The following is a 17,248-nucleotide window of genomic DNA, read 5'->3' as shown; positions in this document are numbered from 1 at the left end:
TCACGACGGCACCAGAGGCGGCGCCGCCCGGGACGACGTGGGCAATCTGATCCCGGTCACGCCGAGAACCGGCCCATTCGGCGCGCCGCCCCACGGTGCCGCGCCGGGCTGGCTCCGGTAACCCCAGCGCCCGCGGTTGTTGCGGTAGATGTCCTCCAGGGGCATCCCGTCCTCCCACCCGTAGCTCGTGCGGCCCAGCGGGTCCTCGTCGACACTCCACGGGATCGGCTCGACGGCGCGGAGCTTGACGAGGGCGTACCTGTTTTTGATGTCCGTAGTCACGGCGGGAGGCTAGCTTCCGCCGGTGAAGGAAGGGAGACCCGTCCCAAGGGCCGGGCAGGTACGGGCGCTTCCCTCGGGCCCGAGGCGCCGGTCCGGGATCGCCGTTCCGCGGGCATGAAGAAGCCCCCACCCGAAGGCAGGGGCCTGCTTCGACGCCTTGCGTCCGGCTTTCTAGATGTCCCGGAAGATCTCGATCTGGGCGCCCACCGAGTTGAGGCGCTCCGCCAGTTCCTCGTAGCCGCGGTTGATGACGTAGACGTTGCGCAGGACCGAGGTGCCCTCGGCCGCCATCATCGCCAGGAGGACGACCACCGCGGGGCGCAGGGCCGGCGGGCACATCATTTCCGCCGCGCGCCAGCGGGTGGGGCCCTCGACCAGGACGCGGTGGGGGTCCAGGAGCTGGAGGCGGCCGCCGAGGCGGTTGAGGTCCGTGAGGTAGATGGCGCGGTTGTCGTACACCCAGTCGTGGATCAGGGTCTGGCCCTGGGCCACGGCCGCGATGGCGGCGAAGAAGGGGACGTTGTCGATGTTCAGCCCGGGGAAGGGCATCGGGTGGATCTTGTCGATCGGTGCTTCGAGCTTCGACGGGCGGACGGTGAGGTCCACCAAGCGGGTGCGGCCGTTGTCGGCCGTGTACTCGGGGGAGCGGTCGTGGTCGAGGCCCATCTCCTCCAGGACCGCGAGCTCGATCTCCATGAACTCGATCGGGACCCGGCGGATGGTGAGTTCGGACTCCGTGACGACCGCCGCGGCCAGCAGGCTCATCGCCTCGACCGGGTCCTCGGAGGGGGAGTAGTCCACGTCCACGTCGATGTTCGGGACGCCGTGCACCGTCAGGGTCGTGGTGCCGACGCCGTCGACCCGGACGCCGAGCGCCTCCAGGAAGAAGCACAGGTCCTGGACCATGTAGTTGGAGGAGGCGTTGCGGATGACGGTGGTGCCGTCGTGCCGGGCGGCGGCCAGCAGCGCGTTCTCGGTGACGGTGTCCCCGCGCTCGGTCAGCACGATCGGGCGGTCCGGGGAGATGCCGGACTCGACCTGGGCGTGGTAGATGCCCTCGGTCGCGGTGATGTCCAGGCCGAAGCGGCGCAGGGCGATCATGTGCGGCTCGATGGTGCGGGTGCCGAGGTCGCAGCCGCCCGCGTAGGGCAGCTTGAAGTGGTCCATCCGGTGGAGCAGGGGACCCAGGAACATGATGATGCTGCGGGTGCGGCGGGCCGCGTCCGCGTCCATGGCGTCCATGTCGAGGCGGGCCGGCGGTACGAGTTCCAGGTCGACGCCGTCGTTGATCCAGCGGGTGCGGACGCCGATGGAGTTCAGGACCTCCAGGAGGCGGTACACCTCCTCGATGCGGGCGACCCGGCGAAGGACCGTACGGCCCTTGTTGAGCAGCGAGGCGCACAGCAGGGCCACGCACGCGTTCTTGCTCGTCTTGACGTCGATCGCGCCGGACAGGCGGCGGCCGCCGACCACGCGCAGGTGCATCGGACCGGCGTAGCCCAGGGAGACGATTTCGCTGTCGAGGGCTTCCCCGATGCGCGCGATCATCTCAAGGCTGATGTTCTGGTTGCCGCGCTCGATCCGGTTCACGGCGCTCTGGCTGGTGCCCAGGGCGTCCGCGAGCTGACTCTGCGTCCAGCCACGGTGCTGCCGGGCGTCACGGATGAGCTTGCCGATGCGTACGAGGTAGTCGTCTGCCATGGATGCACCGTATCTCAGATATGAGATGTTGCCCGCGCTGGGTGCGGCAGACGGGTGTCAATGGGTGTCAACAGGCGCCAAAGGGGACTTACCGGTCGTCAGCTCCCATGGTGGGGCCGCCGTGTGCGTGGTGCGCGACGAGCCGGCCGAGCAGTCCGACGAGCTGCTCGCGCTCCGGTGCGGACAAAGGGGACAGGAGTTCCTCCTGGGCCGTGGCGAGCAGTTGCTCCAGCTTGCGCAGCCGGCGCCGGCCGGCGGTCGTGAGGGTGATGACGTTGCGCCGCCGGTCGGCGGGGTCGGGGGTCCGCTCGACCAGCTCGCGCGCGGCGAGTTCGTTGATGACGGCGACCAGGTCGCTGCGGTGGATGCCGGTCCGGCCGCTCAGGGCCGCCTGGCTCGCGGGTCCGAACTCGTCCAGGGCGACCAGGGTCGCGTAGTGCCACTTGCGCGCGTCCGCCCCGCTCAGTCCCTCGGTGACGAGCCGTGTGGCGTGCGCCGAGGCCTGCGAGAGCAGCCGGCTGGGCAGTTCGCGCAGCCGCGCCGGGAGGGCGGAGGCGCCCTGGTCCTCTTCCGTGGTCATGGCGGGATCGTACCCCTTGCGTTCGGGGCACTAACGATTTAACTTCGTTGGTGTCGCGAACGTTCGTGACGCCAACGAATTTGAGTGACCCGATTGCCCGAATGGCCCGAATGCCCTGAGTGGCCTGAGTGGCCTGAGTGAAGCGGATGGTTCCCCATGCCCGTCATCGACGTACTCGACTCGACCATGTACTACGAGGAGCTCGGCGCCCCCGACGGCGTCCCCTTCGTCTTCCTGCACGGCAACCCGACCTCCTCCCACCTGTGGCGGGGCGTACTGCCCCGGATCGGGGGCCGGGTCCGCGTCCTCGCCCCCGACCTCATCGGGATGGGCCGTTCCGGCAAGCCCGGCGGCGAGTACCGCTTCGCCGACCACGCCCGCTACCTCGACGCCTGGTTCGACGCCCTCGGACTCGACGAGGTCGTCCTCGTCGGCCAGGACTGGGGCGGGGCGCTCGCCTTCGACCGGGCCGCCCGCCACCCGGAGCAGGTCCGCGGGCTCGCCTTCATGGAGACGATCCTGCGGCCGATGACCTGGGAGGAGTACCCGCCCGCCGCCCGCGCCCGGTTCGAGGCGATCCGCACCCCGGGGGTGGGGGAGGAGATGATCCTGGAGCGGAACCTCTTCATCGAGGACAGCATCGGCAAGACGGTGCTGAACCCGATGAGCGAGGCCGACCACTCCGTCTACGCCGCCCCCTACCCGACCCCGGAGAGCCGGCTCCCCCTGCTCCGGTGGGCCCGCTCCCTGCCGATCGGCGGCGAGCCGGCGGACGTGGTCGCCCGGGTCGGGGAGTACGACGCCTGGCTGGCCGCCAGCCCGCAGGTGCCCAAGCTCCTGCTCACCTTCGACGGCTCGCCCGCCCTGATGGTCGGCCCCGAGCTGGTGGCGTGGAGCGAGGAGAACATCTCCGCGCTGGAGACCGAGTACTGCGGCGCCGCCGCCCACCTCTGCCCGGAGGACCGGCCCGAGGAGATCGCCGCCGCCGTCACGGCCTGGGCCGCACGCCACGGCCTTGCGGGCTGACCGGCGGCCGCCCGGGGCGGGGGGCTCACAAGCCCCCCGCCCCCGCAACCCTCAGTGCCCGCAGGCGTGGTGCCGCCCCTTGCCGCCGCCGTGGACCGAGGCGTACGAGGCCGGGCGCGCGCCCGCCGCCGCCGCGCGGGCCAGCCGGGCCGAAGCCGCCCGGCCCGACGCCGAATCCGCCTCGTGCACCACGCGGCCGCCGACCAGGGTCATCCGTACGCCCGTCCCGCTGATGTCGGCCACCGGGCAGCGCGTCACGTCCCGGTCCAGGAGCACCAGGTCCGCCGCCTTGCCCGCCTCCACGGTGCCGGTCAGCTCCTCCTGGCGGAGCTGCCACGCCGTGCCCGAGGTGTGCATCCGCAAGGTGGTGTCCCGGCTCAGCGCCTCCTGCTCCCGGTACAGCTCGCCGGCCCCTTCCGCGCCCTGGCGGTCGATCGCGGTCCGGAGCTGGTTCCACACCTGGAGGGCGTCCACCGGCCAGTCCGAGCCGCCCGAGAGCCGTGCGCCCGCCTTCTCCAGGCTGCGCGCCGGGTACAGCCACCGGTGCCGCTCGGGCCCGATGTAGGGGAGCAGCGCCTCCACCGTCCAGGTGTCCCGCGCGGCCCACTGCAGCTGCATGCACGCCGCGACCCCGAGCTGCGCGAAGCGCCGCAGGTCCGCGGGGTCCACGATCTGCAGGTGCGCCACCGCGTTGCGGGCGTCCCGCTGTCCCGTGACCCGCCGGGCGTACGCGTACCCGTCCAGGGCGGTGCGCACCGCCCGGTCACCGAGGCCGTGGGCGTGCATCTGCCAGCCCGCCCGGTTGAAGGCGGCGCTGAGCCGGCCGTAGTCCGCCGCCGAGGTGTAGAGCTCGCCGCGGTTCGCGGTCGGCTTGCCGTTCCCGTCGAGGTACGGCTCCAGCAGGGCGGCGGTCTGCGCCGGGTACTCGATGACCCCGTCCAGGAACACCTTGATCATCCCGAACCGGAGCCCCCGCACTCCCTCGAACTCCCGCCGTAGGCCCCGCGCGTACGCCAGCGAGCCCGCCGGGTCCTTGGCCTGGTCCGCGTCCAGCCGGATCGCGGGGACGATCCGCTGCGGCAGCCGGCCCGCGGCGGAGAGCGCCTGGTACAGCTCCAGTTCGTGCCGCCCCACCAGGGCGTCCATCATCGTGGTGATCCCGGACGCGGCGGCCAGCCCCAGCACCTCGGCGCACGCCGCGACGAGTTCGGCGCGGGTGTGCTCGGGTATCAGGTGCCGCACCAGCCCCTGGGCGTCGTCCTTGAGGACGCCCGTCGGCTTCCCGTCGGCACCCTTGACCACCTTGCCGCCCACCGGGTCGGGCGTGGCCGCCGTGATCCCGGCGATGTCCAGGGCCCGCTGGTTGGCCCAGCAGTTGTGCCCGTCGCCGCCGATCAGCACGACGGGCCGCCGGGTCGGGAGCGCGTCCAGCATCGAGTGGTGCGGAGCGGTGCCCGTGGGGAGCAGCCCGACCGGGTTCCAGTCCTCCACCACCAGCCAGCCGTCGGGCTCGGCGCCCGCGCCGCCGGTGTCGGCGAGGAAGCCGGTCAGGATCTCCAGGAGCTCGGCCTGGGTGGTCTCCGCGCTCTCCAGCGAGGGGGACAGCGAGCGTTCGCCGGCTCCGAGCGGGTGGACGTGGCCGTCGTGGATCCCGCTCATCACGGTGTTGCCGCGGGCGTCGACCACCTCGGTGTCCCGGCCCACGTACCGGCGCAGCGCGGCGTCGGTCCCGGTGGCCAGGATCTTTCCGTCCCGGCCGACCGCGACGGCCCGCACGGGCCCCCGGCGTTCGGTCCCGGTGACCCCCGTGAACACCGAGGCGTTGCGGATCACCAGCGCGGCCGAGTTCCGCCCGCCGGCGGGCGGGGCGGCGGCCGCGGCGGCCGCGGCGGGCCCCGCGCCCAGCAGACCCGCCGCGCCCGCGGCTCCGGCGGCGGCGAGGAGCCCGCGGCGCGAGAAGGGGGTGAAGGCGGACAGCGGGGACCGGGGGGAAGGAGAAGACTGCATGCACACTCCCAAACGTTGGCGTGGCCAGGACGCTGTTTGATTAAGGGCTTAACCAGAAGCCGCCTCCGGCGACGAAATCCGTACGATGGCGCCGTGCCCGCCCCCCTTCACGCCTCCGGCCCGCCCCCGATGCCCCCGCCCGCGCCCGTGCCCGGTCCGACCCTCGCCGACATAGCGCGCGCCGCCGAGGTCTCCACCGCGACCGTCTCCCACGCGCTCAACGGCACCGGCCGCCTCGGCGAGTCCACCCGCCGCCGGGTGCGCGAGGTGGCCGGGGCCCTCGGCTACGGAGCCCGGCGCGGCCCGCACAACCGCAGCCTGGGCATCGCCGTGACCACGTACGCCGGCTTCGCCTGGGACTTCGCGCGGATCGCCTACTACGCCCGGCTGCTCATCGCCGCCACCTCGGCGGCGCACGCCCACGGCTACGCCCTGACCACGCTGCCCGCCGACCGCGGCGCCGAGCCGCTGTGGCACACCCTGGCGGTGGACGGGATGCTGCTGCTCGACAGTCCGGCCGACGACCCGGTGCTGCGCGCACTGCGGGCGCGGGGGGTGCCGGTGGTCTTCGACGGGCCCCCGGCCGATCCGCGGCCGGACGACGTGTGGGTGGACAACGACCACACGGCCACCACCCGCGAGGTGCTCGACCACCTGGCGGCCTCCGGGGCCCGGCGGATCGCGCTGCACGCGGGCTACGGCCGGGAGTTCTACACCGGGGCCGTCACGTCAGCCTATGAACACTGGTGCGCCGAGCATCGGCGGACTCCGCTGGTGATCCCCTTCGACCCCAATGACGACGCCGGGCACGCCTTCGACTCCGCCTTCGCGGGGCCGGACGGGGAAGACCGGGCGGACGGGGAAGACCGGGCGGACCGGGGAGGCCGGGCGGACCGGCCCGACGCCGTCTACTGCGTATACGACCCCGGGGGCCGACAGGTGCTGGCCGCCGCCGCGCGCCACGGAATCGCGATCCCCGGCGGCGGACCGGGCGCCGACCCGGGGGAGAGGGGCCTGCTGCTGGTCTGCGCCAGCGAGGACCCGGCGTACGCCGCGAACGAACCGTCCGTGACGACCGTCACCTTCGATCCGGAACGGATCGCCGAATCGGCGGTTTCGTCCCTGGTCAAGCTCATCGAATCCGGACATGCGGAATCCACTGGGCGACGAGTCGTACCGGCGGGGCTGAGGGTGCGTGCCTCGTCCCGGCCCCCCGGCATGTACTAGAGTTATCTCGACATCGAGATATCTGCCCCGGACGTGCCGCAGCCGCCCCGCTGGTAAGGGTTACCTAACTTAGCCTCACCTTAGCGGAAAGTGCCAGAGTGCCTCGCGGCAGGATTGCGGCAATACGCGCGAATTCATGCATGAAGGAGACTGTCGTGTCGGCGAACAGCTTCGACGCCCGCAGCACGCTGCAGGTGGGCGACGAGTCGTACGAGATCTTCAAGCTGGACAAGGTCGAGGGCTCCGCCCGCCTTCCCTACAGCCTGAAGGTCCTGCTGGAGAACCTGCTCCGTACCGAGGACGGCGCGAACATCACCGCCGACCACATCCGGTCGCTCGGAAACTGGGACTCGCAGGCCCAGCCCAGCGAGGAGATCCAGTTCACGCCGGCCCGCGTGATCATGCAGGACTTCACCGGCGTCCCCTGCGTCGTGGACCTCGCCACCATGCGCGAGGCCGTGAAGGCCCTCGGCGGCGACCCCGCGAAGATCAACCCGCTCTCGCCCGCCGAGATGGTCATCGACCACTCGGTCATCGCCGACAAGTTCGGCACGGCGGACGCGTTCGCCCAGAACGTCGAGCTGGAGTACGGCCGCAACAAGGAGCGCTACCAGTTCCTGCGCTGGGGCCAGACCGCCTTCGACGACTTCAAGGTCGTCCCCCCGGGCACCGGCATCGTGCACCAGGTCAACATCGAGCACCTGGCCCGCACGGTCATGGTCCGCAACGGCCAGGCGTACCCCGACACCCTCGTCGGCACCGACTCGCACACCACGATGGTCAACGGCCTGGGCGTACTGGGCTGGGGCGTCGGCGGCATCGAGGCCGAGGCCGCGATGCTCGGCCAGCCGGTCTCCATGCTGATCCCGCGCGTCGTGGGCTTCAAGCTGACCGGTGAGCTGCCGGCCGGCACCACCGCCACCGACCTCGTGCTGACCATCACCGAGATGCTCCGCAAGCACGGCGTCGTCGGCAAGTTCGTCGAGTTCTACGGTGAGGGCGTCGCCGCCACCTCCCTCGCGAACCGCGCCACCATCGGCAACATGTCGCCGGAGTTCGGTTCCACCGCCGCGGTCTTCCCGATCGACGGCGAGACCCTGAAGTACCTGCGCCTGACCGGCCGCGACGCCCAGCAGGTCGCGCTCGTCGAGGCCTACGCCAAGGCCCAGGGCCTGTGGCTGGACCCGGCCGCCGAGCCGGACTTCTCCGAGAAGCTGGAGCTCGACCTCTCCACGGTCGTCCCCTCCATCGCCGGTCCCAAGCGCCCGCAGGACCGCATCGTCCTCGCGAACGCCTCGCAGCAGTTCGCGCAGGACGTGCGCAACTACGTCAACGACGACGAGGAGGCCGGCAAGGAGTCCTTCCCGGCGTCCGACTCCCCGGCCGCGGCCAACGGTGTGCCCACCAAGCCCACCCCGGTGACCCTCGCCGACGGCACCTCCTTCGAGATCGACCACGGCGCCGTCACCGTCGCCGCGATCACCTCGTGCACCAACACCTCGAACCCCTACGTCATGGTCGCCGCGGCGCTCGTGGCGAAGAAGGCCGTCGAGAAGGGCCTCACCCGCAAGCCGTGGGTCAAGACCACCCTGGCCCCGGGCTCGAAGGTCGTCACCGACTACTTCGACAAGGCCGGCCTGACCCCGTACCTCGACAAGATGGGCTTCAACCTCGTCGGGTACGGCTGCACCACCTGCATCGGCAACTCGGGTCCGCTGGAGGAGGAGATCTCCAAGGCGATCAACGACGCCGACCTCGCGGTCACCTCGGTCCTCTCGGGCAACCGCAACTTCGAGGGCCGCATCAACCCCGACGTCAAGATGAACTACCTGGCCTCCCCGCCGCTGGTCGTCGCGTACGCCATCGCGGGCTCCATGAAGGTGGACATCACCAGGGACGCCATCGCCACGGACTCCGAGGGCAACCCGGTCTTCCTGAAGGACATCTGGCCCACCGAGGCCGAGGTCAACGACGTCGTCGCGAACGCGATCGGCGAAGACATGTTCAACAAGTCCTACCAGGACGTCTTCGCGGGCGACGCCCAGTGGCAGGCGCTGTCGATCCCGACGGGCAACACCTTCGAGTGGGACCCGCAGTCCACCTACGTGCGCAAGCCCCCTTACTTCGAGGGCATGACGATGGAGACCACCCCGGTCTCCGACATCGCCGGCGCCCGCGTGCTGGCGAAGCTGGGCGACTCGGTCACCACCGACCACATCTCCCCGGCCGGCGCCATCAAGGCCGACACCCCGGCCGGCAAGTACCTCACGGAGCACGGCGTCGAGCGCCGCGACTTCAACTCGTACGGTTCCCGCCGCGGAAACCACGAGGTCATGATCCGCGGAACGTTCGCCAACATTCGCCTCCGCAACCAGATCGCGGCGGGCACCGAGGGCGGCTTCACCCGCGACTTCACCGTCGAGGGCGCCCCGGTCGCCTTCATCTACGACGCCTCGCAGAACTACCAGGCCGCCGGCATCCCGCTGGTCATCCTGGCGGGCAAGGAGTACGGCTCGGGCTCCTCCCGCGACTGGGCCGCCAAGGGCACCGCCCTGCTCGGCGTCAAGGCCGTCATCGCGGAGTCCTACGAGCGCATCCACCGCTCCAACCTGATCGGCATGGGCGTCCTGCCCCTGCAGTTCCCCGAGGGCGCCACGGCGGCCTCCCTGGGCCTCACCGGCGAGGAGACCTTCTCCTTCACCGGTGTGGAGGAGCTGAACAACGGCACCACCCCCCGCACGGTCAAGGTCACCACCGACACCGGCGTGGAGTTCGACGCGGTCGTCCGCATCGACACCCCGGGTGAGGCGGACTACTACCGCAACGGCGGAATCATGCAGTACGTGCTCCGCAACCTCATTCGCGGCTAAGCGCAAATCGGCACCAAAGGGCCGTACTTCCGTTAAGGAGGTACGGCCCTTCCGTTTCTGCGGGCGGCTCCGACGGTCCAGGTCAGGTGACGGTGAGGTCTCAACTCGGAAAAGCCGGGGCCCATACCGGTACATGATCTTGCTCACAGGAGCGGAAGTGGACTATACCTGTGCCCGTCCGGGTCACCGCGAAATGAGCGGCACCGGACGGGGGGACGGCGGGGACCTGCGGTGATGTCCGCTGGGCGGCAGCAGTCGCACTTTCCTTCCTCCTTCACACTCCTGACGAAGGCGAGGACTTGAGCATGGGATCCACCTCCGCCCACGGCGAGCACAGCAACGGTGAGGGCTTCGGCCGCCGGGACCTGATCAAGCGCTCCGCGGCACTCGGCCTGATCGCCGTACCGACGATGAGCTTCCTGTCCGCGTGCGCCTCCGGCTCTGACGAGACGACCAAGGGCAACGAGTCCAAGGTGGCCGTCACCAAGGAGAACCCGTTCGGCGTCGCCAAGGGCGGCAAGCTCGACGTGGTCGTCTTCAAGGGCGGCTACGGCGACGACTACGCCAAGGCCTGGGAAGCGGCGTTCGACAAGAAGTGGGGCACCACTTCCTCGCACCTCGCCACCCAGGAGATCACCTCCAAGCTGCAGCCGCGCTTCAACGGCGGCAACCCGCCGGACGTCGTCGACGACTCGGGCGCCCAGCAGATCAAGCTCGACGTGCTCGCCAAGGGCAACCAGCTCGCCGACCTCACCGTGGTGCTCGACGCCCCGTCGCTCGACGACCCGACCAAGAAGGTCCGGGACACGCTGATGCCCGGGACCATCGAAGGCGGCATGATCGGCGGCAAGTTCGTCGCGCTGCAGTACGTCTACACCGTGTGGGGCCTGTGGTACTCGGGCAAGCTCTTCAAGGAGAAGGGCTGGGCCGCGCCGAAGACCTGGGCGGAGTTCATGGACGTCTGTCAGAAGGCCAAGGCGGCCGGCATCGGCGGCCTGGCCCACCAGGGCAAGTACCCGTACTACATCAACGTCGCCATCATGGACCTGATCGCCAAGAAGGGCGGCCTGGACGCCATGAAGGCGATCGACAACCTGGAGCCGAACGCCTTCGCGGACAACCCGGTCGCGCTGGAGGCCGTCGAGGCGGTCTACGAGCTGGTCGAGAAGGACCTGCTCATGCCGGGCACCAACGGCCTGACGCACACCGAGTCCCAGACCCAGTGGAACCAGTACAAGGCCGCCTTCATCACCTCCGGCTCCTGGCTGGAGAACGAGCAGCTCAAGCAGACCCCGGACGACTTCGACATGCAGTTCCTGCCGATGCCGATCCTGCCGGACTCCAAGCTGCCCTTCGAGGCCATCCGCGCCGGCGCCGGCGAGCCCTTCATCGTCCCGGAGAAGGCCGCCAACAAGGCCGGCGGCCTGGAGTTCCTCCGCTCGATGCTGTCCCGCGAGTGGTCGACCCTGTTCGCCCAGCAGGCCAACTCCCTCACCGTCCTCAAGGACGGCGTGGACCCGTCGGTCAAGCTCCGCTCCGGCACCCAGTCGGCCGTCGCCGCCCTCAAGTCGGCCGGGGACAACACGTTCAACTACCGCTACGCCGACTGGTACAGCGCCATGGGCACCGAGCTCGAGAACGCGTCCAATGAGCTGATGGCCAAGCGCATCCAGCCCAAGGAATGGATCAAGCGGGCCCAGGCTGCGGTAAACAAGGCGACCGAGGACCCGAACGCCAAGAACAACAAGCGCAGCTGACACCGCGTCCACCGGGCACCCGGAAACACCAGGGACGGACACCATGAGCCACGTAGCAAACAGCAAGGGGCGGGGCGGCTTCATCGCCGGCTTCCTCATCCTGCCCCTTGCGCTGTACCTGACCTTTGTCATCTGGCCGTACATTCAGACGTTCGGCTATTCCTTCACCAACTGGACGGGTCAGTCACCGACTTTCGACTTCGTCGGGCTGGACAACTACTCGGCCTTGATGAAGGACGAGGTCTTCGGCGGCGCGCTGCTGAACAACCTGCTGCTCCTGGTGTTCGTCCCGACGATCACCATCCTCATCGCCCTGTTCTTCGCCTTCATGCTGAACGCCGGCGGGCGCAGCGGAGCCGGCGGGGTCCAGGGGGTGGCGGGCTCCGCCCTCTACAAGGTGATCTACTTCTTCCCGCAGGTGCTCTCCCTCGCCATCCTCGCGGTGCTCTTCGGAGCCGTGTACCGCAGTGACGAGGGGGGCCTGCTGAACGGTTTCCTCACCAAACTGGGCCTGGTCGACCCGGCCCACCCCATCGAATGGCTCAACGAGCCCAACTTCGTCCTCTGGTGCCTGCTGCTCGTCGTCGTCTGGCACGGGGTCGGTTTCTACCTCGTCCTGTTCTCGGCCGCCATGCAGTCGGTCCCCAAGGACATCTACGAAGCCGCGCTGCTCGACGGCGCGGGGCGCGCCCAGACCTTCTTCAAGGTCACGCTGCCCCTGCTGTGGGATTCTGTGCAGACCTCCGCGGTCTATCTGGGCATCGCCGCGATGGACATGTTCGTCCTCGTGTCGACCATGACCTCGGGCCAGTTCGGCGGCGGACCGGACCACCACAGCGAGGTCATGGCGACGGTGCTGATGCGTAACTTCCTCTACTTCGGCAATGCGGGCTACGCCTGCGCCATGGGGGTCGTGATGCTCGTCCTCACCCTGATCCTCTCCGCCATCACGCTGCGGGCCACTCGCCGCGAGCACGTCGAGTTCTAGCGGGAGACCACGATGACCACTGTGATCAAAGCACCGGGCGAGGCGGCGGCCGAGAAGCGCTCCGCCGCCACCGGGCAGCCCCGCGGGAAGAGCAGGAGCGGTTCCGACGGCATGGTGCTCAACGTCTTCTCGCACGGCTTCCTCGCCGTGTGGGGGATACTGATCGTCCTGCCGCTGATCTGGCTGGTGCTCGGCTCCTTCAAGACCGACGTGCAGATCGGCAGTTCGGCCCTGAGCTGGCCGTCCAACTGGCATTTCGACGCCTTCGGGCGGGCCTGGGACAAGGGCATCGGGGACTACTTCGCCAACACGCTGATCGTGATGGTGTTCTCGGTCCCGCTGACGATGCTGCTCGGCTCCATGGCCGCGTACGTCCTGGCCCGCTACCCCTTCACGGGCAACAGGCCGGTCTACTACTTCTTCGTCAGCGGGGCCATGTTCCCGGTCTTCCTGGCGCTCGTCCCGCTGTTCTTCATGGTGAAGCGGCTGGACATGCTCAACTCGTACCAGGGCCTGATCCTCGTGTACGTGGCGTACTCGATGCCGTTCACCGTCTTCTTCATGCACTCGTTCTTCCGGACGCTGCCGACGGCCGTGCACGAGGCGGCGGTGATCGACGGGGCCTCGCACACCCGGGTCTTCTTCCAGGTGATGCTGCCGATGGCCAAGCCCGGCCTGATCAGCGTCGGGATATTCAATGTGCTGGGGCAGTGGAACCAGTACATCCTGCCGTCCGTGCTGATGCAGCCGCAGACCGGATCGGACCCCGAGCGCTACATGCTCACCCAGGGCCTGATCCAGCTGCAGTACCAGATGGGCTACGAGACGGACCTGCCGGTGCTGTTCGCCGGTGTGACCATCGCGATGATCCCGATGCTGGTGGTCTACCTGTCCTTCCAGCGGCAGATCCAGGCGGGCCTGACCTCCGCCACGATCAAGTAACGCGTCCGCTCAAGTAACGCGTCCGCTCAAGGAGCGCATCCGCTCAAGCGGCGGACGGGTCGGGCACGACCGACCAGCTGACCGCCGAGACGGAGGGGTCGAGAGAGAGGTTGCTGACGGCTTCCTCGAGCATCCGGCCCCCCTCGCCCTCGGCGGTCAGCAGCGCGGACACCGTCACCAGGCCGGCCTCCGGGCCGTCCTGGCTGCGGATCGAGCGCAGCTGGTAGCCAGGCCGGCCCAGCGCGTCGACCAGCCGGTGGCGGATGTGGGCCTCCTCCGCCTCCAGGCACACGGCCTCGAAGTGGAAGTCGGTGGCCACCTCGGCCCCGCCCCCCGGCTCGCGGTCCATCCGCCGGCCCAGCGGGCGCAGCAGGAGGTTCGCCCCCACCACGCCCACCGTGCCGCAGGCCGCCAGGACGAACATCCCGGTGCCCGCGAGGCAGCCCACGGCCGCCGAACACCACAGGGTGGCGGCCGTGTTCAGGCCCCGGACGCTCAGCCCGTCGCGCATGATCACGCCGGCGCCCAGGAAGCCGATCCCCGAGACGATCTGGGCGGCGACCCGCGAGCCGTCGTACTGGACCTCCGAGACCTCGCTCATGAACCCGTACTGCGAGAGCAGTACGAACAGCGCGGCCCCGCCCGCCACCAGGGCGTTGGTCCGCAGGCCCGCCATCCGGGCCCGCCACTGCCGTTCCAGGCCGATGGCCGCCCCGAATCCGAGCGCCGCGACCAGGTGCCCGGCCATCTCCCATTCGGTGAGCATCATCGGCCTTCTCCCTTCATTCCTCGAGTTCTAGAGCCAGGTGCCGAACTTGCGGATGTACACGGTCTTCAGCAGCTGCGTGAGCGTGCAGTACGCCAGCAGGACGCCGATCAGCCACGGGAAGTAGCTCGCCGGCAGGGGTACGAAGCCCAGCGAGGCGGCCAGCGGCGAGAAGGGCAGGAAGAGCCCGGTCAGCACCGCGAGGACGGTCATCACCATCACCGGCCAGGAGGCCCGCGACTGGATGAAGGGGATCTTGCGGGTACGGATCATGTGGACGACCAGGGTCTGCGAGAGCAGGCCCTCGATGAACCAGCCGGACTGGAAGAGCGCAGCGTGCGCCTCGGTGTTGGCGGCGAACACGTTCCACATGATGACGAACATCGCGATGTCGAAGATCGAGCTGATCGGGCCGATGCAGAGCATGAACCGGCCGATGCCCTTGGCGTCCCAGTTGCGCGGCTTGCGCAGGTACTCCTCGTCCATCCGGTCCCACGGGGTGGCCAGCTGGGCGATGTCGTAGACCAGGTTCTGCACCAGCAGCATGATCGCCAGCATCGGCTGGAACGGGATGAAGGCGCTCGCCACCAGCACCGAGAAGACGTTGCCGAAGTTGGAACTGGCCGTCATCTTGATGTACTTGATCGTGTTGCCGAAGGTGGTCCGGCCCTGGATCACGCCCTGCTCCAGGACGGTCAGGTCCTTCTCCAGCAGGATGATGTCGGCGGACTCCTTGGCGATGTCCACGGCGGTGTCCACCGAGATGCCGACGTCCGCGTCGCGCAGTGCGGCCGCGTCGTTGATGCCGTCGCCGAGGAAGCCGACCGTGTGGCCGTCGGCCTGCAGGGCCCGTACGATCCGGGCCTTCTGGACCGGGTTGACCTTGGCGAAGACCGTCGTACGGGCGGCCAGCGCGCGCAGTTCGGCGTCGTCGAGGGTCTCGATCTCGGAGCCATTGACCACGTGGCCGACGGTGAGGCCGACATCGGCGCAGACCCGGGCGGCGACGAGCTCGTTGTCGCCGGTGACGACCTTGACCGCGATGCCCTTGTCGGCGAGGCCCTGCAGGGCCCGGGCGGCGTCGGCCTTCGGCGGGTCGAGGAAGGCGAGGAAGCCGACCAGGGTCAGCTGGTCCTCGTCGGCGACGGTGTAGGTGTCGCGGGGGGTGCTCATCGTGCGGGTGGCGACGGCCAGGACGCGCAGGCCCTGGCGGTTGTTGTCCTCGGCGATGCGGGTGACGTGCCACCGCAGCTGCTCGGTCAGCTCGACCTTCTGCCCGCGGTCCGTCATGTGGGTGCACAGGGCGAGGACTTCCTCGACGGCCCCCTTGGTGATCATGACGTGCTCGGGCCGGCCGGAGCCGCCCACGATGCTGTTGCGGTTCAGGACCACGGACATCCGGCGCCGGGCGAAGTCGAAGGGGATCTCGTCGACCATCGAGAACCGAGCATCGACGACAACCTCCTCGGCTTCACCCACGCGGTCGATGACCGCCTGGTCCATCAGGTTCTTCAGGCCCGTCTGGAAGTGCGCGTTGAGGTAGCCGTACTCCAGGACCTCGTTGTCCTCGTCGCCGTGCACGTCGAGGTAGCGGTCCAGCACGATGCGGTCCTCGGTGAGGGTGCCGGTCTTGTCCGTGCAGAGCACGTCCATCGCGCCCAGGTTCTGGATGGCGTTGAGCCGCTTGACGACCACCTTGCGCTTGGACATGGCCACCGCGCCGCGCGCCAGGTTGGCGGAGACGACCATCGGCAGCATCTCGGGGGTCAGGCCGACCGCCACGGCGATGCCGAGGAGGAAGGCGGCCTCCCAGTCGCCCTTGGTGAAGCCGTTGATCATGAAGACGATCGGGACCATCACCAGCATGAAGCGGATCAGCAGGAAGCTGACCTTGCGCACGCCCGTGTCGAAGTTGGTCTCCGGGCGCTCGCCGACCAGGGAGCCGGCCATCGAGCCGAAGTAGGTGTCGGAGCCCGTGGCGACGACGAGCCCGGTGGCGGTGCCGGAGGTCACGGACGTGCCCATCAGGCAGAGGTTGTCGGCCTCGACGGGGTCGGTGGTCTCGCTCTGGCCGAGGTCGTCCGTGCGGGTGTCGGCCTTGGCGACCGGCAGGGACTCCCCGGACAGGGCGGCCTGGCTGACCATCAGGTCCTTGGCGGTGATGAGCCGGAGGTCGGCCGGGATCAGGTCGCCGGCGCCCAGCTTGACCACGTCGCCCCGGACCACCTGGTCCATCGGGATCTCGAAGGTGGTGGGTCCGGAACCGCTGCCGGCCCGGCGCTGCACCGCGCAGGTGGTGGTGACGAGCTGCTTGAGCGCGTCTGCCGCCCGGCCCGAGCGGTACTCCTGCCAGAAGCGCAGCAGGCCGCTGATCCCGACCATCACCGAGAGGATGACGACGCCCGGGTCGCCGGGCTCCTGCCAGTACATGACGGCGGCCAGGAAGACGAGGACGGCGATGAAGGGGTTCGCGTACGCCTTCGCCAGCTGGACGTACCAGCGCGGGGCGCGTTCCTGGGCGATGACGTTGGAGCCGTGGCGCTCCAGGCGCAGGGCGGCCTCGGCGTGGGTGAGGCCGTTGCGGGAAGCGTCCACCTCCTGCAGGACCTGGACGCCCGGACGGGCGCTGATCCCGGCGAGCCGCTCGCCGACGACCCGGGTACGGGCCTCCAGCTCGGCCGCCTTGCGCTCGCGGCGGGCCCGGCCCGGGGGTGCGAGCTTCGTGGGGGTACGGGGGGTGAGCATGGTCATGACGAATACCTCCCTCCACGGCGTCCGGGCAGCGCGCAGCCGCACGGTCACGTGGAGTGATCATGGGTCGGCGCGCGGCGGCGGTTACGGCCGCGGGGCACGCCGGTGGGCATGGATGACGCAGGCCCGACGGACGTCAGGGCATGCGGAAGGGGTTGCGAAGATGAATGCAGAAACGCACGGGGGCAGCCGTGGGCCGCGATCGTGCACACTCGGAAGAAGAACCGGCCGCTCGGGGAGCTCAGCCGGAGAGAGCGCTGCAAGGACTTCGATCGGGACTCATCCCGAACACCTCCTCGCGTCGCGCTTCATTGCAGGGGCGCGGTCCGGCCGTGAAGGCCGCGGAAGACC

12 protein-coding genes are annotated in these 17,248 nt (G+C 69.6%); 6 read left to right on the top strand and 6 right to left on the bottom strand.

The genetic code is table 11. The features are described 5' to 3' along the window. The 3 genes from AC3IX6_RS07990 to AC3IX6_RS07980 form a co-directional block, all read right to left on the bottom strand. Positions 1-282 (bottom strand): hypothetical protein, encoded by a 282-nt coding sequence (locus AC3IX6_RS07990; RefSeq protein ID WP_489369534.1) that lies wholly within the window; start codon positions 280-282, stop codon positions 1-3. Between the two features lie 171 nt (positions 283-453). Continuing rightward, a complete protein-coding gene (locus AC3IX6_RS07985) occupies positions 454-1,983 on the bottom strand; it encodes a helix-turn-helix domain-containing protein (protein ID WP_327303888.1) in 1,530 nt (509 codons plus the stop codon). 88 nt (positions 1,984-2,071) lie between these two features. Further along, positions 2,072-2,563, bottom strand: coding sequence for a MarR family winged helix-turn-helix transcriptional regulator (locus AC3IX6_RS07980; RefSeq protein ID WP_489369533.1), 492 nt, complete (start codon positions 2,561-2,563; stop codon positions 2,072-2,074). Positions 2,564-2,719: 156 nt separating this feature from the next. Between AC3IX6_RS07980 and AC3IX6_RS07975 the strand changes: the two genes are divergently transcribed. Continuing rightward, the gene (locus tag AC3IX6_RS07975; protein ID WP_489369532.1) at positions 2,720-3,589 is read left to right on the top strand and encodes a haloalkane dehalogenase; all 870 of its coding nucleotides are present in this window, start codon (positions 2,720-2,722) and stop codon (positions 3,587-3,589) included. Between the two features lie 51 nt (positions 3,590-3,640). Here AC3IX6_RS07975 and AC3IX6_RS07970 read toward each other — a convergent pair whose 3' ends face one another. After that, positions 3,641-5,596 (bottom strand): amidohydrolase, encoded by a 1,956-nt coding sequence (locus AC3IX6_RS07970; protein WP_489369531.1) that lies wholly within the window; start codon positions 5,594-5,596, stop codon positions 3,641-3,643. Between the two features lie 93 nt (positions 5,597-5,689). Between AC3IX6_RS07970 and AC3IX6_RS07965 the strand changes: the two genes are divergently transcribed. From AC3IX6_RS07965 to AC3IX6_RS07945, 5 genes are all read left to right on the top strand, one after another. After that, on the top strand, positions 5,690-6,823 hold the full coding sequence (locus AC3IX6_RS07965; protein WP_489369530.1) for a LacI family DNA-binding transcriptional regulator: 1,134 nt from the start codon (positions 5,690-5,692) through the stop codon (positions 6,821-6,823). 155 nt (positions 6,824-6,978) lie between these two features. Continuing rightward, the gene (gene acnA / locus AC3IX6_RS07960) at positions 6,979-9,693 is read left to right on the top strand and encodes an aconitate hydratase AcnA (RefSeq protein ID WP_489369529.1); all 2,715 of its coding nucleotides are present in this window, start codon (positions 6,979-6,981) and stop codon (positions 9,691-9,693) included. Between the two features lie 305 nt (positions 9,694-9,998). Next, the gene (gene ngcE, locus AC3IX6_RS07955; RefSeq protein ID WP_489369528.1) at positions 9,999-11,450 is read left to right on the top strand and encodes an N-acetylglucosamine/diacetylchitobiose ABC transporter substrate-binding protein; all 1,452 of its coding nucleotides are present in this window, start codon (positions 9,999-10,001) and stop codon (positions 11,448-11,450) included. Between the two features lie 43 nt (positions 11,451-11,493). Continuing rightward, the gene (locus AC3IX6_RS07950) at positions 11,494-12,438 is read left to right on the top strand and encodes a carbohydrate ABC transporter permease (protein WP_403713465.1); all 945 of its coding nucleotides are present in this window, start codon (positions 11,494-11,496) and stop codon (positions 12,436-12,438) included. A gap of 12 nt (positions 12,439-12,450) precedes the next feature. After that, positions 12,451-13,380, top strand: a complete 930-nt coding sequence (locus tag AC3IX6_RS07945; RefSeq protein ID WP_489369527.1) for a carbohydrate ABC transporter permease — start codon at positions 12,451-12,453, stop codon at positions 13,378-13,380. A 43-nt stretch (positions 13,381-13,423) separates the two neighbouring features. Here the strand turns inward: AC3IX6_RS07945 and AC3IX6_RS07940 are convergent, their stop codons facing one another. After that, the gene (locus tag AC3IX6_RS07940) at positions 13,424-14,149 is read right to left on the bottom strand and encodes an MgtC/SapB family protein (protein WP_266885779.1); all 726 of its coding nucleotides are present in this window, start codon (positions 14,147-14,149) and stop codon (positions 13,424-13,426) included. 27 nt (positions 14,150-14,176) lie between these two features. Further along, the gene (gene mgtA / locus AC3IX6_RS07935; protein WP_489369526.1) at positions 14,177-16,897 is read right to left on the bottom strand and encodes a magnesium-translocating P-type ATPase; all 2,721 of its coding nucleotides are present in this window, start codon (positions 16,895-16,897) and stop codon (positions 14,177-14,179) included. Positions 16,898-17,248: the final 351 nt, after the last annotated feature.

It is taken from the genome of Streptomyces sp. GL_141 (assembly GCF_057834385.1).
This window is presented reverse-complemented; position numbering and strand designations above follow the sequence as displayed.

Coding starts and splice junctions, on each gene's coding strand:
- AC3IX6_RS07985 (WP_327303888.1), bottom strand. CDS start 1,983: ATGGCAGACGACTACCTCGTACGCATCGGCAAGCTCATCCGTGACGCC.
- AC3IX6_RS07980 (WP_489369533.1), bottom strand. CDS start 2,563: ATGACCACGGAAGAGGACCAGGGCGCCTCCGCCCTCCCGGCGCGGCTG.
- AC3IX6_RS07975 (WP_489369532.1), top strand. CDS start 2,720: ATGCCCGTCATCGACGTACTCGACTCGACCATGTACTACGAGGAGCTC.
- AC3IX6_RS07970 (WP_489369531.1), bottom strand. CDS start 5,596: ATGCAGTCTTCTCCTTCCCCCCGGTCCCCGCTGTCCGCCTTCACCCCC.
- ngcE (WP_489369528.1), top strand. CDS start 9,999: ATGGGATCCACCTCCGCCCACGGCGAGCACAGCAACGGTGAGGGCTTC.
- AC3IX6_RS07950 (WP_403713465.1), top strand. CDS start 11,494: ATGAGCCACGTAGCAAACAGCAAGGGGCGGGGCGGCTTCATCGCCGGC.
- AC3IX6_RS07945 (WP_489369527.1), top strand. CDS start 12,451: ATGACCACTGTGATCAAAGCACCGGGCGAGGCGGCGGCCGAGAAGCGC.
- AC3IX6_RS07940 (WP_266885779.1), bottom strand. CDS start 14,149: ATGATGCTCACCGAATGGGAGATGGCCGGGCACCTGGTCGCGGCGCTC.
- mgtA (WP_489369526.1), bottom strand. CDS start 16,897: ATGACCATGCTCACCCCCCGTACCCCCACGAAGCTCGCACCCCCGGGC.